General features: G+C 45.3%; 12 protein-coding genes. 9 read left to right on the forward strand and 3 right to left on the reverse strand.

All coding sequences use genetic code 11. The features are described from left to right. Positions 1-2: 2 nt before the first annotated feature. Together glmS and glmU are read right to left on the reverse strand one after the other, a co-directional pair. Complete coding sequence (gene glmS, locus ACFSKO_RS20965) at positions 3-1,826, reverse strand: glutamine--fructose-6-phosphate transaminase (isomerizing) (protein WP_380255389.1); 1,824 nt, start codon at positions 1,824-1,826, stop codon at positions 3-5. 5 nt (positions 1,827-1,831) lie between these two features. Beyond that, positions 1,832-3,226 (reverse strand): bifunctional UDP-N-acetylglucosamine diphosphorylase/glucosamine-1-phosphate N-acetyltransferase GlmU, encoded by a 1,395-nt coding sequence (glmU, locus tag ACFSKO_RS20970; RefSeq protein WP_380255391.1) that lies wholly within the window; start codon positions 3,224-3,226, stop codon positions 1,832-1,834. Between the two features lie 306 nt (positions 3,227-3,532). Here glmU and ACFSKO_RS20975 point away from each other — a divergent pair, with 306 nt between their 5' ends. The 9 genes from ACFSKO_RS20975 to ACFSKO_RS21015 all read left to right on the forward strand — a co-directional run bounded on the left by ACFSKO_RS20975 (position 3,533) and on the right by ACFSKO_RS21015 (position 14,249). Next, complete coding sequence (locus ACFSKO_RS20975) at positions 3,533-4,237, forward strand: HAD-IA family hydrolase (protein WP_380255393.1); 705 nt, start codon at positions 3,533-3,535, stop codon at positions 4,235-4,237. 184 nt (positions 4,238-4,421) lie between these two features. Further along, complete coding sequence (locus tag ACFSKO_RS20980; protein WP_380255395.1) at positions 4,422-4,811, forward strand: c-type cytochrome; 390 nt, start codon at positions 4,422-4,424, stop codon at positions 4,809-4,811. A gap of 231 nt (positions 4,812-5,042) precedes the next feature. Then, entirely contained in the window at positions 5,043-5,432 is a 390-nt protein-coding gene (locus tag ACFSKO_RS20985; protein WP_380255397.1) for a c-type cytochrome, read from the forward strand. 379 nt (positions 5,433-5,811) lie between these two features. Then, complete coding sequence (locus ACFSKO_RS20990) at positions 5,812-8,079, forward strand: type I secretion system permease/ATPase (protein WP_380255399.1); 2,268 nt, start codon at positions 5,812-5,814, stop codon at positions 8,077-8,079. A gap of 113 nt (positions 8,080-8,192) precedes the next feature. Beyond that, positions 8,193-9,521: an HlyD family type I secretion periplasmic adaptor subunit gene (locus ACFSKO_RS20995; RefSeq protein ID WP_380255401.1), complete on the forward strand. Its 1,329-nt coding sequence runs from the start codon at positions 8,193-8,195 to the stop codon at positions 9,519-9,521. A 296-nt stretch (positions 9,522-9,817) separates the two neighbouring features. Further along, positions 9,818-10,456: a transglutaminase-like cysteine peptidase gene (locus tag ACFSKO_RS21000; RefSeq protein WP_380255403.1), complete on the forward strand. Its 639-nt coding sequence runs from the start codon at positions 9,818-9,820 to the stop codon at positions 10,454-10,456. A 110-nt stretch (positions 10,457-10,566) separates the two neighbouring features. Next, positions 10,567-12,672 carry an HD-GYP domain-containing protein gene (locus tag ACFSKO_RS21005; protein WP_380255405.1) on the forward strand — a complete coding sequence of 702 codons (2,106 nt, stop codon included), beginning with the start codon at positions 10,567-10,569 and terminating at the stop codon, positions 12,670-12,672. Positions 12,673-12,738: 66 nt separating this feature from the next. Beyond that, positions 12,739-13,803 carry a trypsin-like serine peptidase gene (locus tag ACFSKO_RS21010; RefSeq protein WP_380255407.1) on the forward strand — a complete coding sequence of 355 codons (1,065 nt, stop codon included), beginning with the start codon at positions 12,739-12,741 and terminating at the stop codon, positions 13,801-13,803. Positions 13,804-13,982: 179 nt separating this feature from the next. Next, positions 13,983-14,249, forward strand: a complete 267-nt coding sequence (locus ACFSKO_RS21015; protein ID WP_380255409.1) for a hypothetical protein — start codon at positions 13,983-13,985, stop codon at positions 14,247-14,249. Positions 14,250-14,469: 220 nt separating this feature from the next. Here the strand turns inward: ACFSKO_RS21015 and ACFSKO_RS21020 are convergent. Then, positions 14,470-18,969: beta strand repeat-containing protein (locus ACFSKO_RS21020; RefSeq protein ID WP_380255411.1), on the reverse strand; the 4,500-nt coding region annotated here is incomplete at its 5' end.

The following is an 18,969-nucleotide window of genomic DNA, read 5'->3' on the forward strand; positions in this document are numbered from 1 at the left end:
ATCTACTCAACTGTCACCGACTTCGCAAGGTTTCTCGGCTGGTCCACGTCGGTGCCCTTGATGACGGCGGTGTGGTAGGCCAACAACTGGATAGGCAACGCATACAAGATAGGCGCAACAAAGGGATCTACCTTTGGTAGAACGACCACATGCTTGGCAATATCACCCGCGCGTTCAATGCCTTCTTTGTCAGAGAACAGAATGATCTGACCGCCCCGGGCATGAACCTCTTGTAGGTTGGAGATCGTTTTCTCCATCAGAGGTCCACTTGGAGCGCACGCAATCACCGGAACATTTTCATCGATCAACGCAATGGGACCGTGCTTCATTTCACCTGCGGCGTAACCTTCAGCATGGATATAGCTAATTTCCTTGAGCTTAAGCGCCCCTTCCATCGCCATAGGATAGAGATTACCACGCCCGAGATAGAGAACATCCCGCGCTTCGCTAACGTCCGCTGCAATCTTACGTATGGTATCATCAGTATTAAGCAGTTCAGCAACACGTGCAGGAATTTCTGTAAGCGCTGTTGAAAGTTCAGCTTCACGTTCCGCGCTAATCGTGCCTTTCGCGCGACCAATACCGATTGCCAGACAAGCAAGCACAGTAAGTTGCGTGGTAAAGGCTTTGGTCGAGGCCACGCCGATCTCAGGACCCGCTAATGTTGGCAACACCATATCTGATTCACGGGCAATGGTAGATTCTGGAACATTGACGATAGAGACAATTTTTTGCCCCTGAGACTTCGCATAACGAAGGGCCGCCAGCGTATCAATGGTCTCTCCCGATTGAGAGATAAACAGACTTACCCCTTTTTCTGGAAGGGGCGCTTCACGGTAACGAAACTCGGAAGCAATATCCACTTCAACCAACTGACGTGCTTCTTGCTCAAGCCAATATTTCGCCACCATTCCAGCTAACGATGCCGTCCCACAACCAACAATCGTCAATCTAGAAATATCGGCAAGATCAAATGGAAACTCAGGTAGCTGAATAGTCCGAGCCAAGGGGTTAAAGAACGTATGTAAGGTATCCCCAATAACCGCAGGCTGTTCAAAAATTTCTTTTTGCATAAAATGGCGATATTGCCCCTTACCTACCATCGCACCAGACACAGCCGTTTGGATCACTTCACGGTTCAGCAACTTACCTTCCAAATCGCGGATCGTCGCACCATCATTATCCAGAACAACCCAGTCACCTTCTTCAAGATAACAAATTCGATCAGTCAGATGAGACAGGGAAAGAGCGTCAGAGCCCAGATACATTTCCCCGTCACCATAACCAACGGCAAGCGGACTTCCTCGGCGGGCACCGATCATCAAATCCTCACGACCGGCAAAGACAATCGCCAATGCAAAGGCACCTTCTAGGCGCTTAAGGGTCGTGTGCACAGCATCTTCAGGTGACAAACCATCACGCAGATAGCTTGAAATCAAATGAACAACGACTTCAGTATCCGTCTCCGTCGTAAAGGTTTGTCCTTTAGCATCCAACTCAGCACGAAGTTCCTGAAAATTTTCAATAATGCCGTTATGAACCAACGAAACAAGATCACTGGCATGGGGGTGAGCATTCACTTCATTTGGGCGACCATGTGTTGCCCAACGGGTATGCCCGATGCCAGTCATGCCGCTTAACGGCTCTTCTTCAACCCGATTTTGCAGATTAATCAGTTTGCCCTGAGCACGACGGCGTTCCAGCCCGCCGTCGACCAACGTTGCGATCCCCGCAGAATCATAGCCGCGATACTCCAGGCGTTTCAAACCATCCAACAACAAAGGAACAACAGGCTTAGTGCCGATAATACCAATAATTCCACACATAGCTTTTAGCCTTTATTATTTTCGTTATTTTGGTTTGATTTCTGTTCTTTGATTTTCTTACGACCAGCACGAAAACTTGCGCCCGCGCCCGCTTTGTCAAGCAGTCGTCCTCTAACAACCGCAAGAGCATCATCGGCGACAGACTTGGTAACAGTACTGCCCGCACCAACGATAGCACCCGCGCCAATATCAACTGGCGCAACCAATGCCGTGTTTGAGCCAATAAAAGCACCTTCACCGATTGTGGTTTTCCATTTGTTAAAACCATCGTAATTACACGTGATTGTGCCCGCTCCAATATTGGCCTTAGCCCCAACCTCGGCATCACCGATGTAACTCAAATGATTGGCCTTGGCGCCTTCGCCGAGGATCGCATTTTTGGTTTCAACAAAGTTCCCGACTTTGCCACCCTGCCCTATAACGGTCCCAGAGCGTAATCTTGCATAAGGGCCGATGATCGCAGCTTCTCCGATCTTAGCTCCTTCAATATGGCTAAAAGCTTTGATGGTCGCATCGTCTGCAATCTCTACATTCGGGCCAATGAAAACCGAAGGCTCTATGATGATATCTCGGCCAAATTTAGTATCAACCGAAAGCCAAGTGGTCGCCGGGTCAATTAATGTCACCCCTTGTGCCATGGCGTCTGCACGTAACCGCTTTTGTAAAACCAACTCTGCTCCAGCCAATTCCTGGCGCGAGTTGATCCCCATGACCTCTTCTTCGCTCGCCTCAACGGCCCGGGTATCCAGCCCTTCAGCATAGGCAAAATCGAAGATCACAGGAAGATAGTATTCGCCCTGAGCGTTATTATTATCCAATTGGTTGATCAGTCGATAAACCGTTGGACCATCCCCTAAAAGAATGCCCGCATTACAAAGCTCTATTGCTTTTTCTGCGTCGCTTGCATCCGCGTGTTCAATAATACCAACAACGTGCCCTTGCGCGTCTTGTTTCACGCGCCCGTAACGTCCGGGTTCGGCAGGTCTGAAAGCAAGTCCCAGCAACTTTGGCCCATCATTTGATCGTCTAAGATCGACCATATGTTCGTAGGTTTGCGTTTTGATGAGAGGCGTGTCGCCAAATATCACCATAATATCAGCCGCGTCACCTTCAGAACAAAAACCTCCAAGTGCGCCAAAGGCCTGCTTCACCGCATGCCCTGTCCCCAAACGGTCGGTTTGGACAACAGTATTATGAGGTTTTGCAGCCAACTCTACGGCCTTAGCGCCAGGGCCAACGACCACAACAATCCGCTCGGGATTGAGTTTCTCAACACCGCTGAGCACATGAGAAAGCATAGATTTTCCTGCCAAGGCATGGAGAACCTTAGGCATTTTGGACTTCATACGCGTACCCTGACCTGCGGCCAGAACGATTACAGCTAATTTACGTTTACTCATTGGTCCTCAAGGGTCACGGTTCACGAAGATAAACTCTGTGCTTACCTGCTAGTTTCCGCGTGATCAACCATTACAACAAATACTCGGGAAAGAATTAGACAAATTAATGTCGAGTTCATGGGTTATGAAAAGTGCCACAAAGCTATTTTCCTCTCAAATCACCAATTATTACTATGTGTTACAAAATATTACCGTTTGTTTCATAACTTTTACAGACAAAGGCCCTATTCATTCCTTGCGCCTTAAAACCAGCCTGTTTAGCTTCTAACTCTCTTAATTTATTATGACTGTCTGGTTTATATTATAATGTCAAAGCGCAACGTTCTGGTATTTGATCTTGATGGCACACTCATTAATAGTGCCCCTGACCTTGCCCTCTCCTTACAAAAATTACTTAAAAGTGAAGGGCGAAGAGAACCTGACCTTGCAGAAGTCACGGCCATGATCGGAGATGGCGCAGCCAAGCTCGTTGAACGTGGATATGCAGCCACGGGCACTGCTCTTCCCGAAACCGACTTAAAAGAAAAGGTCGTAAAGTTTCTTGATATATATGACCACAATCTCGTTGTTGATACACATCTGTACCCTCATGCACGAGAGACCCTTGAAAAGCTAAAAACTCAAGGATGGCGTTTGGTAATTTGTACCAACAAACCTATTGCACCGACACAAGAACTCATGAATATTTTTGAACTCAATGAGATTTTTGAAAAAGCTGTTGGTGGGGATAGTTACCCAATAAAAAAACCATATGCAGATCATATCCTTTTCTTACTCCAAGAAATTGGCGTTAAAGCAGATCAAGCAATCATGTTGGGTGACGGTGTAAACGATGTTCTTGCCGCACAAAATGCAAGTATTCCATCCATTCTATTCACTCATGGATATGGAACGGATGCGGCGCGAGCACTTCACCCCGATGCCGTGGTCGACAGCTTCTTAGATTTGGAGAGCACACTCAAATCCTTCGAAGCAATAGTGCGACATTACAGCGCGATAGACGAAATTTAACGTGAATAGTGTGAAAAGATCGATAAAGTTGAGCTGAATCAAGGTTAAGACCAGATAAATAGTCTTATGCTACGCCAAGATGGCAAACTAGGATCTGGTATTATGGTTAGCTATTTTTTCATTTTCTTGATGTTAATTTATTTGTGAAAGCAAAGTAGCATCAACAACTCAGGAGAGAGTTATTATGGCGAAAGTTGCCAAAGTGATCCCCAAATTAATCTTAGGACTAGCCGTTGGTTTCAGTCTTAACCTAGGTGCAGCACAAGCAGGCGATGCTACCGCGGGAGCCAAAGTATTTAAGAAATGTAAAGCCTGCCATACCGTAGATGCGGGTGGTAAGAACAAGATCGGCCCTAACCTTCATGCTATTATAGGTAAAGCTGCCGCCACTACAGAGGGCTATAAATATTCATCCGCCATGCAAGATTCTGGCTTAACATGGACGGAAGAAAACCTCACCGAATTCCTGACAAAACCAAAGAAATTTATCCCTAAGACAAAAATGTCTTTTGGTGGTTTGAAAAAACCAAAACAAATCGAAGATCTGATCGCTTATCTCAAAGAAAACAGCTGATCTCTTTTTCGAGGACAAGAAAAGCCGGGTTTGTCCCGGTTTTTTTGTGTCCGAATTTTAATAACGTTTATTCTCAAACTATCACTTGTTCGCGAGATGATGGAGACAACCATTCATTTTCTCTCCACTGTAACTTCTTCAAATAGACCTTTTTATGTAGGCCTCGTGTTAAAGAAATAGGCCTTAATAAGAAGTACTTAAAATAAACTGAGCGAACAGGAGTAGAAAATTATGTCGACAGGAATAAAATCCAAAATTAAATATCTCGTGCTGGGCTTGTCTTTAACACTTCCACTGGCTTCGGGAGCAGCTCTTGCTGGAGATCCTGTCGCAGGTAAAAAAGTGTTCAACAAATGCAAAGCTTGCCATACTATTGGAAAAAACAAAATCGGCCCGGATCTCAGCGGTATTATTGGGCGCCCTTCTGCAAGTATTGCAGGGTATAAGTATTCCAAGGCAATGCAGGCTGCCGAAGTTATATGGACTGAAGATAACCTGACCCAATTCCTGGCCAAGCCCAAAAAATTTGTTCCCAAAACCAAAATGTCTTTTGGAGGTCTAAAAAAAGAAACGCAAATCGAGGATCTTTTGGCTTACCTCAAAGAGGCTACAGTACAGTAGCCAACTAATACGCAATTAGCAGCATTCAGTAACTCCCATCTGTTTCCAGTGCCGCTATCCCAAAGTCTGAACATCAGAATTCAGGTTTTGGGATAATTTGGTAAATTAACAAATAATTAAACATGTTTTTTTGGCCTTCATTGAGATTTATGTTATGAAGGAAAAAGGATGTTATTCCTGCCTAACTTTATGCTTAATTCCTGAAATAAATACTATTATTCTCATTTTAGGAAGAAAGAAGACGTGTATTCAACTATTCGTTAACCTTAAACCGTCAAGGTTAAGATTACTATTTAGGTTAGTCTAATATATCAATGTTAAAGCTAGGTCCCTGCACTCCCGTAGGATGCCTGGGTAAATCGGGGGACACGGGGGTATAATGAATTCTAAGAACACAGCGAACCTACCTAAGGATGGTGCCAAAGGTTCCAAAGAAGAGCAAAAAGCTACCGCTCTCAAAGCATCCGAAATAATTGATGGCGCGATACCGCCCAAAGCAGAATGGCAAATTGATCCAGGATCAGTAAATTTTGAAGATCCGCTTCTGGAATGCGTGTACATGCTCGCATCCATGATGTCTCGACCTATATCCGTAGAAGCGCTCAAAGCCGGCCTCCCCCATAGCGAGGCGCAATTTACTCCAGACTTAGCCGTCAGGGCAGCAGAGCGTGCTGGTCTAACAGCCCGCACAGTACGCCGCTCCACTATTCAGGAAATTCAACCTGTAACCTTGCCCTGCATATTACTTCTAAAACACGGTGGCTCTTGTATTCTTTTAAATTATACAAAATCGGGAAAGGCCATAATTGCCATCCCTGAAGGACGAGGGCAAAAAGAACTCCCTCTTGAGGAATTACAAGAGCAATTCACTGGCTACGCAATATTTGCCCGAACAGAATATAAATTTGATTCCCGAGCTTCAGATATTCAGCTTAAAAAGCCAAAAGCCTGGTTTTGGGGAACACTTATAAAATTTTGGCCTATTTACAGCCATGTCATGTTGGCATCAATCCTGATCAACATGTTTGCAATCGCAAGCCCCTTGTTCATTATGAACGTTTATGACCGCGTTGTCCCTAATGGAGCCAGTGCTACATTGGTCGTTCTCGCAATTGGTGTTGCAACTGTATTTTCTTTTGAATTTATCATGAAGAACCTGCGAACCTATTTGGTCGATGTCGCAGGCAAGAATGCCGACGTTATTATCGCCAGTCGACTGCTTGAACAGTTAATGGCAATGAAACTCTCAAACAAGCCTCCATCAACAGGAGCTATGGCCAACAACCTCAGAGAGTTCGAATCACTTCGGGATTTCTTTACCTCAGGAACTCTTGTAGCCCTCATCGACTTACCATTTATTTTCCTCTTTATCTGGATCATCTCTATCGTTGCGGCACCACAAATTGCTGCAGTACCACTGGTTGTTGTGCCCTTGGTTATCCTCGTCGGCGTTTTCCTTCAGATCCCTTTACGTAAAGTGGTCGAGAAAACTCACAAAGAATCCAGTCAAAAACACGCTCTTTTGGTGGAAACCATTGATGGTCTCGAAACGATTAAAACAACAGCCGCCGAAGGTCGTATTCAACGATCATGGGAAAGATTTGTCGGACTGACTGCTGAATCAGCAGGTAAAGCCAAATTGCTATCTGGCATATCAACAACTTTTGCCCAGCTGGCTATTCAGATGACAACTGTCGTCGTGGTTATTGTTGGGGTATTCCTGATCATCGAAAAAGAGATGACCATGGGTGCGTTGGTTGCTTCAACAATGCTCAGTGGCCGGGCATTAGCCCCACTCGGCACCATCGCAGGGATGTTGACAAGATTACAGCAATCTCGTGTCGCTTTAAAATCCCTCGACAATATTATGTCAGCAGATGTTGAACGTTCCGTCGACAAAACTTACCTCCATCGTCCACGATTAAGCGGTGAGATGGAGTTGAAGAAAGTTACCTTCAATTATCCAGGGCAAGAGATCAAAGCCTTAGACAACGTATCTCTTAAGATCAAACCTGGTGAACGTGTCGGTGTTCTCGGTCGTATTGGCTCAGGAAAATCAACAATCGCACGTTTGTGTTTGGGTCTTTATGATCCGGACGAAGGCTCTGTACTCGCAGATGGGACTGATATCCGCCAAATTGATCCGGCTGATTTGCGTAGAAATATCGGCTACGTTTCACAAGATAACTATCTTTTCTTTGGATCTGTAAAAGAGAACATTGCATTTGGCGCGCCACATATTGACGATCAAACGGTCCTTCGTGCAGCATCTATCGCCGGGGTAACCGACTTCCTCAAAACCCATCCTCATGGATTTGATCTCCAGGTTGGTGAGCGTGGCATGTCACTTTCTGGAGGGCAGAGACAATCTGTGGTTATCGCCAGAGCTATGCTGCTTGATCCACCTATTTTACTTTTGGATGAACCAACCAGCGGTATGGATAATTCGTCCGAAGCAGCATTTAAAGCTCGCTTGTCCAAGGTTGTTCCCGGTAAGACATTAATACTTGTTACCCACCGGAGTTCGCTCCTTAGTTTGGTGGATCGACTGGTGATTGTCGATAGCGGACGCATTGTAGCCGACGGACCGAAAGCTGAAGTACTTGAAGCTTTGAAACAAGGTCAAATTCGCGCCAACGCGGATTAGATGCCTACTTTACAAAGTCACTCGTGTTCTCTTTTGAACTGCTAATTTATAATAAGACATCATATCTGCCTAAGATATCCGCATATGTCTAAGATATTAGGAAAAGGCCCACCATGTCTTCCATGTCGAAAAAGGACGAAGATCTACTTTTTATGCCGGATCTTCACTCTGCGACCCTCCGTAAGGGGCGCCGGATAGCCTACGTACTGACCTTCACCGCTTTCTTGTTTTTCTTGGTATTCGGCATATGGGCAACCATGGCCGAGCTTGATGAAGTTACGCGTGGCGAAGGAACTTTCATTCCCGCACAGAAAACCCAAATCATCCAAAATCTAGAGGGCGGTATTATTTCCGAAATTCTAGTGCAGGAAGGGGATATTGTCGGCAAAGGGGATATACTTGTACGCATTGATAACTCCGCAGCGACAGCCAATTACAGGGATTCTAAAAGTCAAAAAATTATTTTGACCACAACAGTCGCCCGCTTGACTGCTGAATTAGACGGCACCCCGTTGGAGTACACAGAAGAGCAAATTACAGCAGCCCCGGATGAAGTTGCCGATCAGATCTCGTTGTACAATGCCCGAATTGGTCAACAAGAAGCGCAAATCAAGGTTCTCGAAAATCAGGCCCGCCAACGTAAACAAGAAATTTCTGAGGTTAAAAGCCGTATTGGGCAACTTCGAAATTCACTCGGGCTTGCGAAACAAGAACGCGACATCACCAAACCATTGGTGGATAAAGGGATCTCCCCTCGTCTTGAACTTATACGGATCGATCGGCAAATTGCAGATCTCGAAGGCGAAATCAAAACTCTTCGTGTGAGTTTACCTCGTCTGGATGGCGCCGTTCTAGAAGCCAGACAACGTATTGAAGAAATGGTTCTGACCACCAAAGCAGAGGTATCAGACCAACTCAATCGGGCGCGTTCAGAGTTAAAGTCCATAACAGAGAGCATCGAAGCTGGTGCTGATACAGTACGACGTACCGATGTAAAATCTCCCGTACGCGGGACCATTAAAGAACTTAAACGAAACACCGTTGGTGGTGTTATCCGTGGTGGCGAAGATATCGTTGAAATCGTGCCCTTGGATGACACTCTTATTGTCGAAGCCAAGATTCGCCCATCGGATCGTGCCTTTCTCCGTCAGGGACAAGAAGCAACTATCAAAGTTACGGCTTATGATTTTTCCATCTATGGTGGGTTAAAAGGAAAACTAGAAAGAATTTCTGCAAGTACCATTAAAGATGAAGAAGGCGAAAGCTTCTATCGGGTTTATCTTCGTACAGAAGATAATAAAATTGTTAGTAAAGGCAAAGAACTCGAAATCATCCCTGGTATGACAGCCAATGTAGAGATTCTCACCGGCAAGAAAACCGTGATGGACTATCTCTTAAAGCCAATTCTGAAAGCACGCGATTCTGCGATGCGTGAGAAATAACAACATCCTCGTTTTTATTAAGGCGTGCTTTAAAGATAAGGCACGCCTTAATTCATTTATCACCGATTAGCTTCAACGTAATCAATACAACGTGAACGTGATAAAATTAAACCCTTCTTTACTTAAAAATTAACACTCTATTAAGCGGTTACTTGTCATTTTATAGATTGTGTTTTTTGTTTAATTTAGGCGAGCGTGAGCGACCTGTTGATAGATTTAATCCGTTGAAGCATTTTAGCCTTAACAAGGCGACATTACGCAGAATAACCTTAGCAAGTTCTTTGGTATCGGTTCTGATGAACACGGTGCCAATTACGACGGTTCACGCCCAATCCCTTGGTGATCTAGCAAACGCGGCAAAAGGCAAAGGCACTGCGCTCTTCAACACCGTAGAATTCAGATCCAAATCTTTTAAGGCTTTGCCACAATGGGCAAGGGTCCTAAAAAAAGCAAAAACCGAAATAAGATCCTTTAATGCCTGCGTAAGTAATGCCGCTAATTGCAAAACGGCACAGCAGAACTCTTGGCGTAAAATTATAAATTCGGCACAAAACATGTCTCGGCGCCAAAAGTTGGACACAGTTAATAAGTTTTTTAACAGATGGCCCTATAAACTCGATAGCGAAGTTTATGGTGTTAGTGAATATTGGGCGTCACCAAACCAATTCATGCGTACCTCAGGCGATTGCGAAGATTATTCAATTGCAAAATATTATGCTCTACAACAACTAGGCTTTAAAGATAGCGAGATGCGGATTGTTATCTTAAAGGATAGTATCCGTGGAATTGGACACGCAGTACTGGCAATTTATGAAAAGAACGATATCTTAATTTTAGACAGTCTATCCAACTTAATACTCACTCATAAGAAATACCGACACTATCTGCCCCAATATTCAATGAATGCAACGACACGTTGGGCACATATCAAGTAAGATAACGAGCAAGATGGATTCTCCCAGAAAGAAGACTTGGATCCAAAGACGATTTAGGAACCAGGAAAACTCAGGGACCAGGGAATATTTAGGGGGAAAGAGCGGAGAACATGAAGAAGAACGGCAAAGAAAAATTCGAATTCCATGCCATTAATAATATGGCGACTTCTGCACGACCAGCAAACAAACGAACAATGGTTACAGCAGCGTTGGTTATTGGTGCGCTCATTCTTCTTTCAATAATCATCCCCGGATTGATTATCGAAGACAGAAAAGACGATGTCCTTGCCAAGGTGGAAGATCGCCTGGAAATTCTTGCGACAGGAAGAAGCGAGCTGATCCAGACATGGCTTGATTCCATTCGCGCCCAATCTGATCGATTGGTTACAAATGAACTCTTTCGCCTTTTTGCTTATGAAGTTGACCTCGCCGGAGGTGACTTCACCCAGATTGTTCCCCCTACCCCTGACGAAGATCCAGATTCCAGTCTCGGCGTTTCCTTGTTTGAACAACTCCCATTCATGGAACGTGTTTTAACTGACTTCACCATAAACAGTGACTTCACTGCCAGTTACCTCTTTGGTAAAACCGGTATTGCATACCTTACCAGCGGGGGTTCGGAACCAGTTACCCTGCAGCAAAAACAGCTCGCACTATCCGCCTTCGGTCGTAAAGAAGTAACCTTTGGCCCCGTCCGAAAAGATGCGACAGGACTTGTCATGGATTTGTTGCTACCCGTTCTCCCGGCTCAATCTGAAGCCGATCAGGAAGAACCTGTCGGATTAATGCTCCTGACCTTCCCTGTCACAACTAAGTTCGGTGAATTTCTGTCCCAACGCGCTCTTTCTGAGACAGGTGAAACCACGCGTATGGTCCAGATGACGGGAACTGGCTATCAGGAAATTGTGCCTAAAGATCCTCTCTTGATCAAAAGTATGAAAATCAAATCCGACACCGTGTCTGAAGATGAAAGCCCTTTTACCTTTGCACTGCGCCCAAGTATTAATGGAAATGGTGCTGAGGTTTACTCAGTCGGGGCCAAACTCTTAGGCAAGCATTTATGGATTTTCCAGGAAATCGATCAAGCACAAGCTGAAAAAAATCTGGATGAATTTAGAAACATAGCCTTTTTATTCGCAGGGCTTGTCGTCTTGATCGTCGGGGCCGTTTTCCTTGCCTTCTGGTGGCGTCTCAACAGTGAGCACAATGGCGCACTGGCAAAACAGTTCAAGGAACTCGCAAACCGTATTCATGCCCAAAAACAGCTTTTGGACAAAATCAACGGTTCTATTGCTGATTTCATCGGACTGAAAGCCGTTGATGGTAGTTATAGATATGTCAATCCGGCCTTTGCCGCAGGGGTTGGCCGCGACGAAGAAGAAATAGTTGGCATGGACGACGCCGCAATCTTCGGGACAGGTACGGCAGCTAGAATGTCCATATCTGACCAGCGTGCCATTTCTGACGGCGGTGCGATTACCACCAACGAACGCGTGTTTCTCAATAACAAAGAGCACCATTTGCAAATCAGTAAAGTACCCTTTGTTGGTGAAGACAATCAGGTCTCTGGTATTGTTTCAGTCTTCCGTGATGTCACAGAGATTGTTGAAGAACAGCGTAAAAAAGAAAAAGCCGTCAAACAGATGGTTGTTGCCCTTGTTCGGGCCGTTGAGTTGCGCGACCCATATTTGGGGGGCCACTCTCGCCGGGTTTCCCTTTTTGCGCTTATGGTTGGTAAACGCATGAACCTCACAGAGGTTGAAATAGCAACACTCGAAGTTTCCTCCAACCTTTCCCAAATTGGTAAACTCGCAATCCCCCGGCACATTTTGAACAAACCTGAACGCCTTACACCCGAAGAAGTTGCTCTTATTCAAAAGCACCCAGAAAATACACAGCAACTCTTGCGTGGGATCGACTTTGACCTGCCTGTACTTGAGACCATTATGCAAATGCACGAGCGTCTTGATGGCAAAGGGTATCCTAAAGGACTTTCTGGTGATGAAATTCTTGTGACAGCTCGCATTCTTGGGGCCTGTGACGTTTTCTGTGCCCGGATTGAACCACGTTCTTATCGTCACGGTCTGGACCCTGAGCGTGCGCTTGAAATTCTGGATGACAACGACGATCGCTACGACAGCAGAGTTATCAATGCACTGAGGTCTGTGGTAAACTCAGTCGAAGGGGAAAAGCTTATTGCCTCTATTCAACAATAAGTTTGGGTCAACAATAAGTATCTGGGTTTAATACTCTTCAAGTAACGAGTATAAAGGGCGCATTCCATGTCTTGGCGTGATTTAACGACTTTACACGCCGCCGTCCTTGGGCTGATTTTCATTACTGTGGGAAGCGCTTTAACCGGAGGGCAGGGATTAATCTCGGTCGCCCAGGCATCACAAAAACTTGCCGCGCAAAAGCGTATGCTCGTCAATGCGATGGAATACCCGTGGAGCACGATCGGGCGTCTCAATGCTGCGGGGCGCGCCCACTGTACTGGGGCTATGGTAAGTGAGCGTCATGTCCTTACTGCCGCGCACTGTATCTATGACGCCAAGACTGGCCGATGGCTCGCGCCGCAGGAGTTACACTTTATCGCCGGGTATCAGTTCGATGAGTACAAGATCCACTCCAAGGTTAAATCCTATAAAAAATCAACAGGTTATAAACCAAAGAACGAGGCCTCAGCCCGCAACACTGAAACCGACTGGGCACTGTTAGAGCTTACGGACCCCATCGGCACCCAGACAGGATGGCTTCAACTATCGGCTTTAACCAAGGACGTCAAAAGCCGTATTAATGCACGTAAAGCTGTATTAATCAGCTCGGGTTACCGCGCAGGTGCATCAAATGCCCAAACTGTCGATTTTAATTGCCGCCCACCGGGACATTTCAAACGTACAGACGGCATTGCTCATCGTTGCTTCTTACAAAAAGGCGATAGCGGCTCTCCTCTCTTGCTCTATGATCAAAATAAATTTTCCATCGTAGGCATCAATGTAATTGGATTTGAAACCGACACTCGTGGCGTTAACGATTATGTTGGTGCCTTAAATGCCCTGCGCTTTCACCCCGGCACCCCCAAACCCGACATCAAGTCCAGTATCGGGAAACTTGATTTTTTATGGGATACAGGAACATTACCCGCAGCGGGGAGTAAAGCCTCTGCCCTTCCACAGCAAACCATCGCGGCACTGCTATCAAAAGAGGGTTATCTGAGAGAAAAACCTCGTACAGCCTCAAAAGAAGCAATAACTTCATCGGAGAAACGTTTCCTTAAAGAAAAAGGAAAACCTTCGGAGCGCACAAAATTGCAACTTCTCGGAGATCTCATACTCTCCTTAAACTAAAGCGAACCTCATAGGATCCTTCTTTTAGGACCTGCTGAACGATTGCTCCGCTTTCAGATAATGGTTACAATTGATTTTTACTATAGTAGCAAAGAGCAACGAATAGGCCCTACACAAGCAATGCTGAAACAATGTGTAGGAATTAATTGTAACCATTATTGTTTAAGGATTTTAGCGGCATGGAACACGTATTTACCGATGGCATAGGCTCTATCACAGTAGTCAACGGCAACGTGCGCATTGAACTGCGCCAAATTGTGCGCGACCCAGCCAACGCAGGAAAACTGATATCTGAATCCACAGGTACCCTGATCATGCCACTGTCTTCGCTCAAAGATGCGACCGTCAAGCTTGCAAACACCATGGAAAAAATTCTTGCCGACGAAAAAGCAAAAGAGCAAATGGAAAAACAACAAGACGACGACGACGCCCTGACAAATTTATAAAAAGAGCGTTATTTACAAAACTGTGAAGTTGCGTTTTCAGTATAAATTTCACTCTTAAAATTTTATCTATTTTAAGCCCCTCCACATTGGTTGGGGCTTTTTCTTTGCCATTAAATTTCAACATTTTGTCCATGCCTTAAATTTATTTCAAGACGAGACACACACAGAACAAAAAAGGGCGCCCCGAAAGGCGCCCTTTTTTTTATAATAACCGCTCTTCTTAGAACGTTGTCATATTAAGAATGTGATCTTCATCAACTTGGACTTTGACGATTTCACTATCACCAACACCGCTCAGTGTTGCAACTGTAGTGAAACTATTACCATCAGATGATACAGACACAGTCGTGACACCAGCAGTAGAGTCCAGGTGAACGTAATCATTGATGTTTCCATCATTCAGACCATCAATCGCGGCTTGGTCAAGCCCGACTTCAACCAGAAGGTCGTGCAGGTTCAGAACATCTCCAGTTCCATCATCCCCTGAACCATTGAAGTCCGTCACAACATCAACGCCACTTGTATCACTGAGGACAAAGGTATCAGCACCTGTGCCACCAGTCAGAACATTCGCACCAGCACCACCGATCAGGATATCATCACCACCACCGGCATTGATAATATCAGCCAAAGAACCACCGATCAGGATTTCCCCATCATCAGTACCTGTCAGCGTCAGGCTATCAACAGTACTGATCACAACAGAAGCATCATCACTATCTGCGCCGTCTGCAACAGTATAATCAAAGCCTGTTGCTGGCGTACTTACGCCACTGTTATCAACAGAAAGCCAGAGATCGTAATCACCATCATCATTGCGATCATATGATTCTACACGGACGTAATATGTTCCATCCGAAGAGGCCGTATACTCAAGATACGAATCCCGACCATCAGTTGAACCAGCTCCACCATTTGTGATCGCAGAGTCATCATTCTCGGCCAACTCATTACCGGAAGCATCATAGAGGCGAAGCCATGTATCAACATTTTGATTGCCTCCCCGACCATTATCAATATCAAGGATCAGTTTTTCGCCTGCAAGAAGACTAACAGCAACATAATCATAATCGCGATTATTTCCTGAATCTTTGTTATCAATGTCTCCTTTAAAGAGAATACTTGGCAAAGCTGCATTCTTCACATTCACAGCGTTACCATCAGTAACAGGGCCCCATTGGGAACGATCAGTCAAATTGACGGCAGTTCCTCTCGTATCATTCAATGGATTATTGTAAGCATCGTTAGCCGCTTCTGTTACAGTTGTATACTCAAGTCCAAACCCAATATCCGGCAAGGTAAACGTTGTGACATCAGACGCTCCATCATGTGATGTTGTTCCACCTGTTGCATTACTAACGCCACTAATGTCACGGGCACTACTGCCCCCGTCATTCTGTGTCAGTACCCAATCAGGGATATCAATATCACCAGATGTAATATTGGTAATAACTTGATCATCTACCGCACTTAATGGATCAGGAAGATCATTAATTGTTACTTCCAAGTTGGCCGTTGATTGATCACCATCACCATCCACGACAGTATAGGTAAAGTTCTCAACTTCGGTTTGATCAACACTGGATGGAGCTGTGTAACTGTACTCACCCGTTGCAGTATTGATTTCCAACGTGCCGCCTTCTTTGGTCGTTGCAATTGTAATCACACCATCATTATCAGTATCTTCATAAGTAACACTGTTATGCACGACCTGTGTAATAGCAACTGCAGCAAAACCGTCTGCGCCAGCCGTGTCATTCGTTAGCAAATTACCCGTTGCAGATCCGCCATTATTGACAGAGCCATTCAAGGCATCGGCTAAGCCAGCAAACCCACTGGTCACCACTTCAGTTGGCGCATCAACGATTGCTGTACCAAAGAAATCTTCGAAAGTTTGAGTGTTAATACCACTGCCAATAGCAACGGCTGTTAGCTCAATCGCTCCGCTGGCCAACAACGCTTTACCATTGTTATCCAGAACGACATTGGAACTTGAGAGTGTAGAAGCACCATCATTTCGATTTCCGTCACTCAGGAAGAAGATCTGATTATTTGCACCCGGCTGTTCTGAGTATCCAGCACCATTACTGTTGCTGAAGAGTTCTTCAATACCAGCTTCAAAATCAGTCACAGATCCGCCAGAATAACTTCCATCTTTCGGATCAGTGAAAGTGCCATCTTTTGCTGCATCCATCGCCGCATTTAACGATGCAAGATCAGTAAAGACCCCTACAGTCCCAGCATTATCATCAAAGGCAACAATTGAAATAGTTACATTCGGATTACCATTAAACAACGTTTGGGCAAATGCTTTGACACTGTCAACTTCAGCAGCGCGTTCTGTACCATTCACAGATCCACTGAAGTCCATAACAACACCAATGTTCTGTGGCTGAAGCGTAACACTTCCTTCATCGACAGCGACACTATCAGCAACAGCGGTTGGACCGTCATCTTCGATGTTGATCGCAATCGTTCCAGTAGATGAAACATCACCGTCATTATCTGTAACACGAACACCAAAGTTATCTGGGACAGTATCAGCCGCACCACGATCGCTATCGCCATCCGTTGTGGAAGTGTCAGAATGATCAAGTGTGTTATCACTTAGTGTGTAGGTCCAGGTATAGCTACCTGCATCTTCACTCACAACAAGATCACCATGTTCACCTGTTACAGTACCGCCACCAGTCACATCAACCCAGTTACCAGAGTCATCTTGAACTTCAACAGTCTGAAGAGCATCACCACCTGTCGTAATCGTCAGACTACCAGTTGTGCTTTCGGCATCACTACTCGGATTACTACCATCTGAGAGAGCTGCCTCTTCAACAGTACCACTGGTAGAAGTCACAACTGGCGTACTGTCAGCTGCAATTTCAAGTGTTACCGTTGCTGTTGATGTATCACCATCACTATCCGTAATGGTATAAGTAAAGCTGTCTGATCCTACCGCACCTGCATTTGCAAGATAAGTGAACGTACCATCTGCATTCTCAGTAACAGTACCTTTTGTCGCACCCGTTGTCAGGCTAACGCCTGTGTCAGGATCAACACCATCTGCACCAGCCGTATCGTTGACAAGTACATTGATATTTACAGATCCATCTTCTGCAACAGCAAAAGTTCCATCATCAACCGCCGTTGGAGCATCATCAACGATCTGAACCGAGAGAGTTGCATCTACACTATCCCCATCCGTATCTTTCAATGTCAGGGCGATATTATCAAACAATGCATCTGCACCAGGAGCGTGGGCTTCATTATCTCCTAGTTCATAGCTGTAGCTCACAACACCTGTTGTCGGGTTATAACCCGTAATTGTGAGAGTATTGCCAAGCTCAGTAATAACTTCCAGATTAATCGTTCCAGAATTTAATAATTCAGCTTCCGTGAACTCGTAAGGTGCAGCTGGTTGCCCTTTGATAATGATACAGCCGAGACCATCAACAGCGGAAATTGTAAAATCGCCAATGACCGTGGTTGGTTCAGGAGTATCGTCACTCCCATCAGCAAGATCATCTTCATCGACAACAACATCACCACCAGAGATTTGCGGAGTAAGATCTGTGATTGTTACATCATGATCTGCACCTTTAATCGCAAGCGTCAAAGTTGCAGTATCCGTATCACCATCACCATCTGTTACAGTGTAATCAAATGTTTCAGGAAGAGTTTGCCCAAGAGGCAGACCTGTTACGGCTGGGTTTGTATAATCAAGTGCATAGCTGTAGTTACCATCGGCATCTACTGTCAACGTACCGTAATCACCAACAACTGTCGTCCCAGTTGCACCGAACCAAGAGATAGAACCAAATCCATCAGCACCCATGGTATCAGCGTTACCATCAGTAACATTCGTATCACCACCAGCAACATCCGTACCCGTAACAACGTTACCCGTTGCAACAGGAGCTGAACCAGCCGTTCCATCCAGAACATCAGCAAGATCGGCAAAATTCGGCACAGAGACAAAGCTATACTGACTTGCAGGAATTGATGGATTACTTGCATCAGTTCCACCTTCATTAAGGAAGTAATCTTCCAAGCCACCTTCAACTGAAGAGCTGGTCCCGACACCTATCCCGGTAACTTGAATATTGTTGGTTGTGATTGCAGTTGCAATATCCGTATCAATTTCAGAAGAGTTACTCGTGTTTGAAGCATTCGGGCCACCATCACTAATGAAATAGAGGCGATTTTCTGCTCCAGAAAGACCTGACACAGGATTGTCCATGTATTCAGAATCTGTACCAAACAGTGATTGCATCCCTGCATCATAATTCGTCGAACCGCCATTATCATAATCAGCCCGAACCACAATAAGAGTATCATCCAATGTGTCGGAAGAAAGCGTGCCATCATTATTAACACGAACAAAGTCATCCAGATCCAAGACCCCATTACCATCATCTTTATAGACGAAGGTACCGTAATCTTCAGCATCCGACCCGAACGTCACCAAGGAAAGCGCCAACTCAGAAGGATCTCCCTGTGTAACGAGGCTGTTCATAAAGGTCCGAACACCATCAATTTGTGTCTCATAGTTCGTACGGCCAACAGAACCACTCTCATCAACAACAAAAGCGATATTTTGCGGCGGCAGACCACCAACAACGACTTGAACACAATCTGTATCATCAACAGCTGATGGACCATCATCTTTGAAGGTAAGGTTACCACCGAGATCAATATCAGCAGAAGCTGTATCACTATCTCC

Source organism: Kiloniella antarctica (assembly GCF_042682825.1).
Lineage (GTDB): Bacteria > Pseudomonadota > Alphaproteobacteria > Kiloniellales > Kiloniellaceae > Kiloniella > Kiloniella antarctica.

What these genes read in the sequence shown, in the direction of transcription:
- ACFSKO_RS20980 (WP_380255395.1), top strand. Translation starts at nt 4,422, where the DNA reads ATGGCGAAAGTTGCCAAAGTGATCCCCAAATTAATCTTAGGACTAGCC.
- ACFSKO_RS21015 (WP_380255409.1), top strand. Translation starts at nt 13,983, where the DNA reads ATGGAACACGTATTTACCGATGGCATAGGCTCTATCACAGTAGTCAAC.
- ACFSKO_RS21010 (WP_380255407.1), top strand. Translation starts at nt 12,739, where the DNA reads ATGTCTTGGCGTGATTTAACGACTTTACACGCCGCCGTCCTTGGGCTG.
- ACFSKO_RS20975 (WP_380255393.1), top strand. Translation starts at nt 3,533, where the DNA reads ATGTCAAAGCGCAACGTTCTGGTATTTGATCTTGATGGCACACTCATT.
- glmS (WP_380255389.1), bottom strand. Translation starts at nt 1,826, where the DNA reads ATGTGTGGAATTATTGGTATTATCGGCACTAAGCCTGTTGTTCCTTTG.
- ACFSKO_RS21005 (WP_380255405.1), top strand. Translation starts at nt 10,567, where the DNA reads ATGAAGAAGAACGGCAAAGAAAAATTCGAATTCCATGCCATTAATAAT.
- glmU (WP_380255391.1), bottom strand. Translation starts at nt 3,226, where the DNA reads ATGAGTAAACGTAAATTAGCTGTAATCGTTCTGGCCGCAGGTCAGGGT.
- ACFSKO_RS20995 (WP_380255401.1), top strand. Translation starts at nt 8,193, where the DNA reads ATGTCTTCCATGTCGAAAAAGGACGAAGATCTACTTTTTATGCCGGAT.
- ACFSKO_RS21000 (WP_380255403.1), top strand. Translation starts at nt 9,818, where the DNA reads ATGAACACGGTGCCAATTACGACGGTTCACGCCCAATCCCTTGGTGAT.
- ACFSKO_RS20985 (WP_380255397.1), top strand. Translation starts at nt 5,043, where the DNA reads ATGTCGACAGGAATAAAATCCAAAATTAAATATCTCGTGCTGGGCTTG.
- ACFSKO_RS20990 (WP_380255399.1), top strand. Translation starts at nt 5,812, where the DNA reads ATGAATTCTAAGAACACAGCGAACCTACCTAAGGATGGTGCCAAAGGT.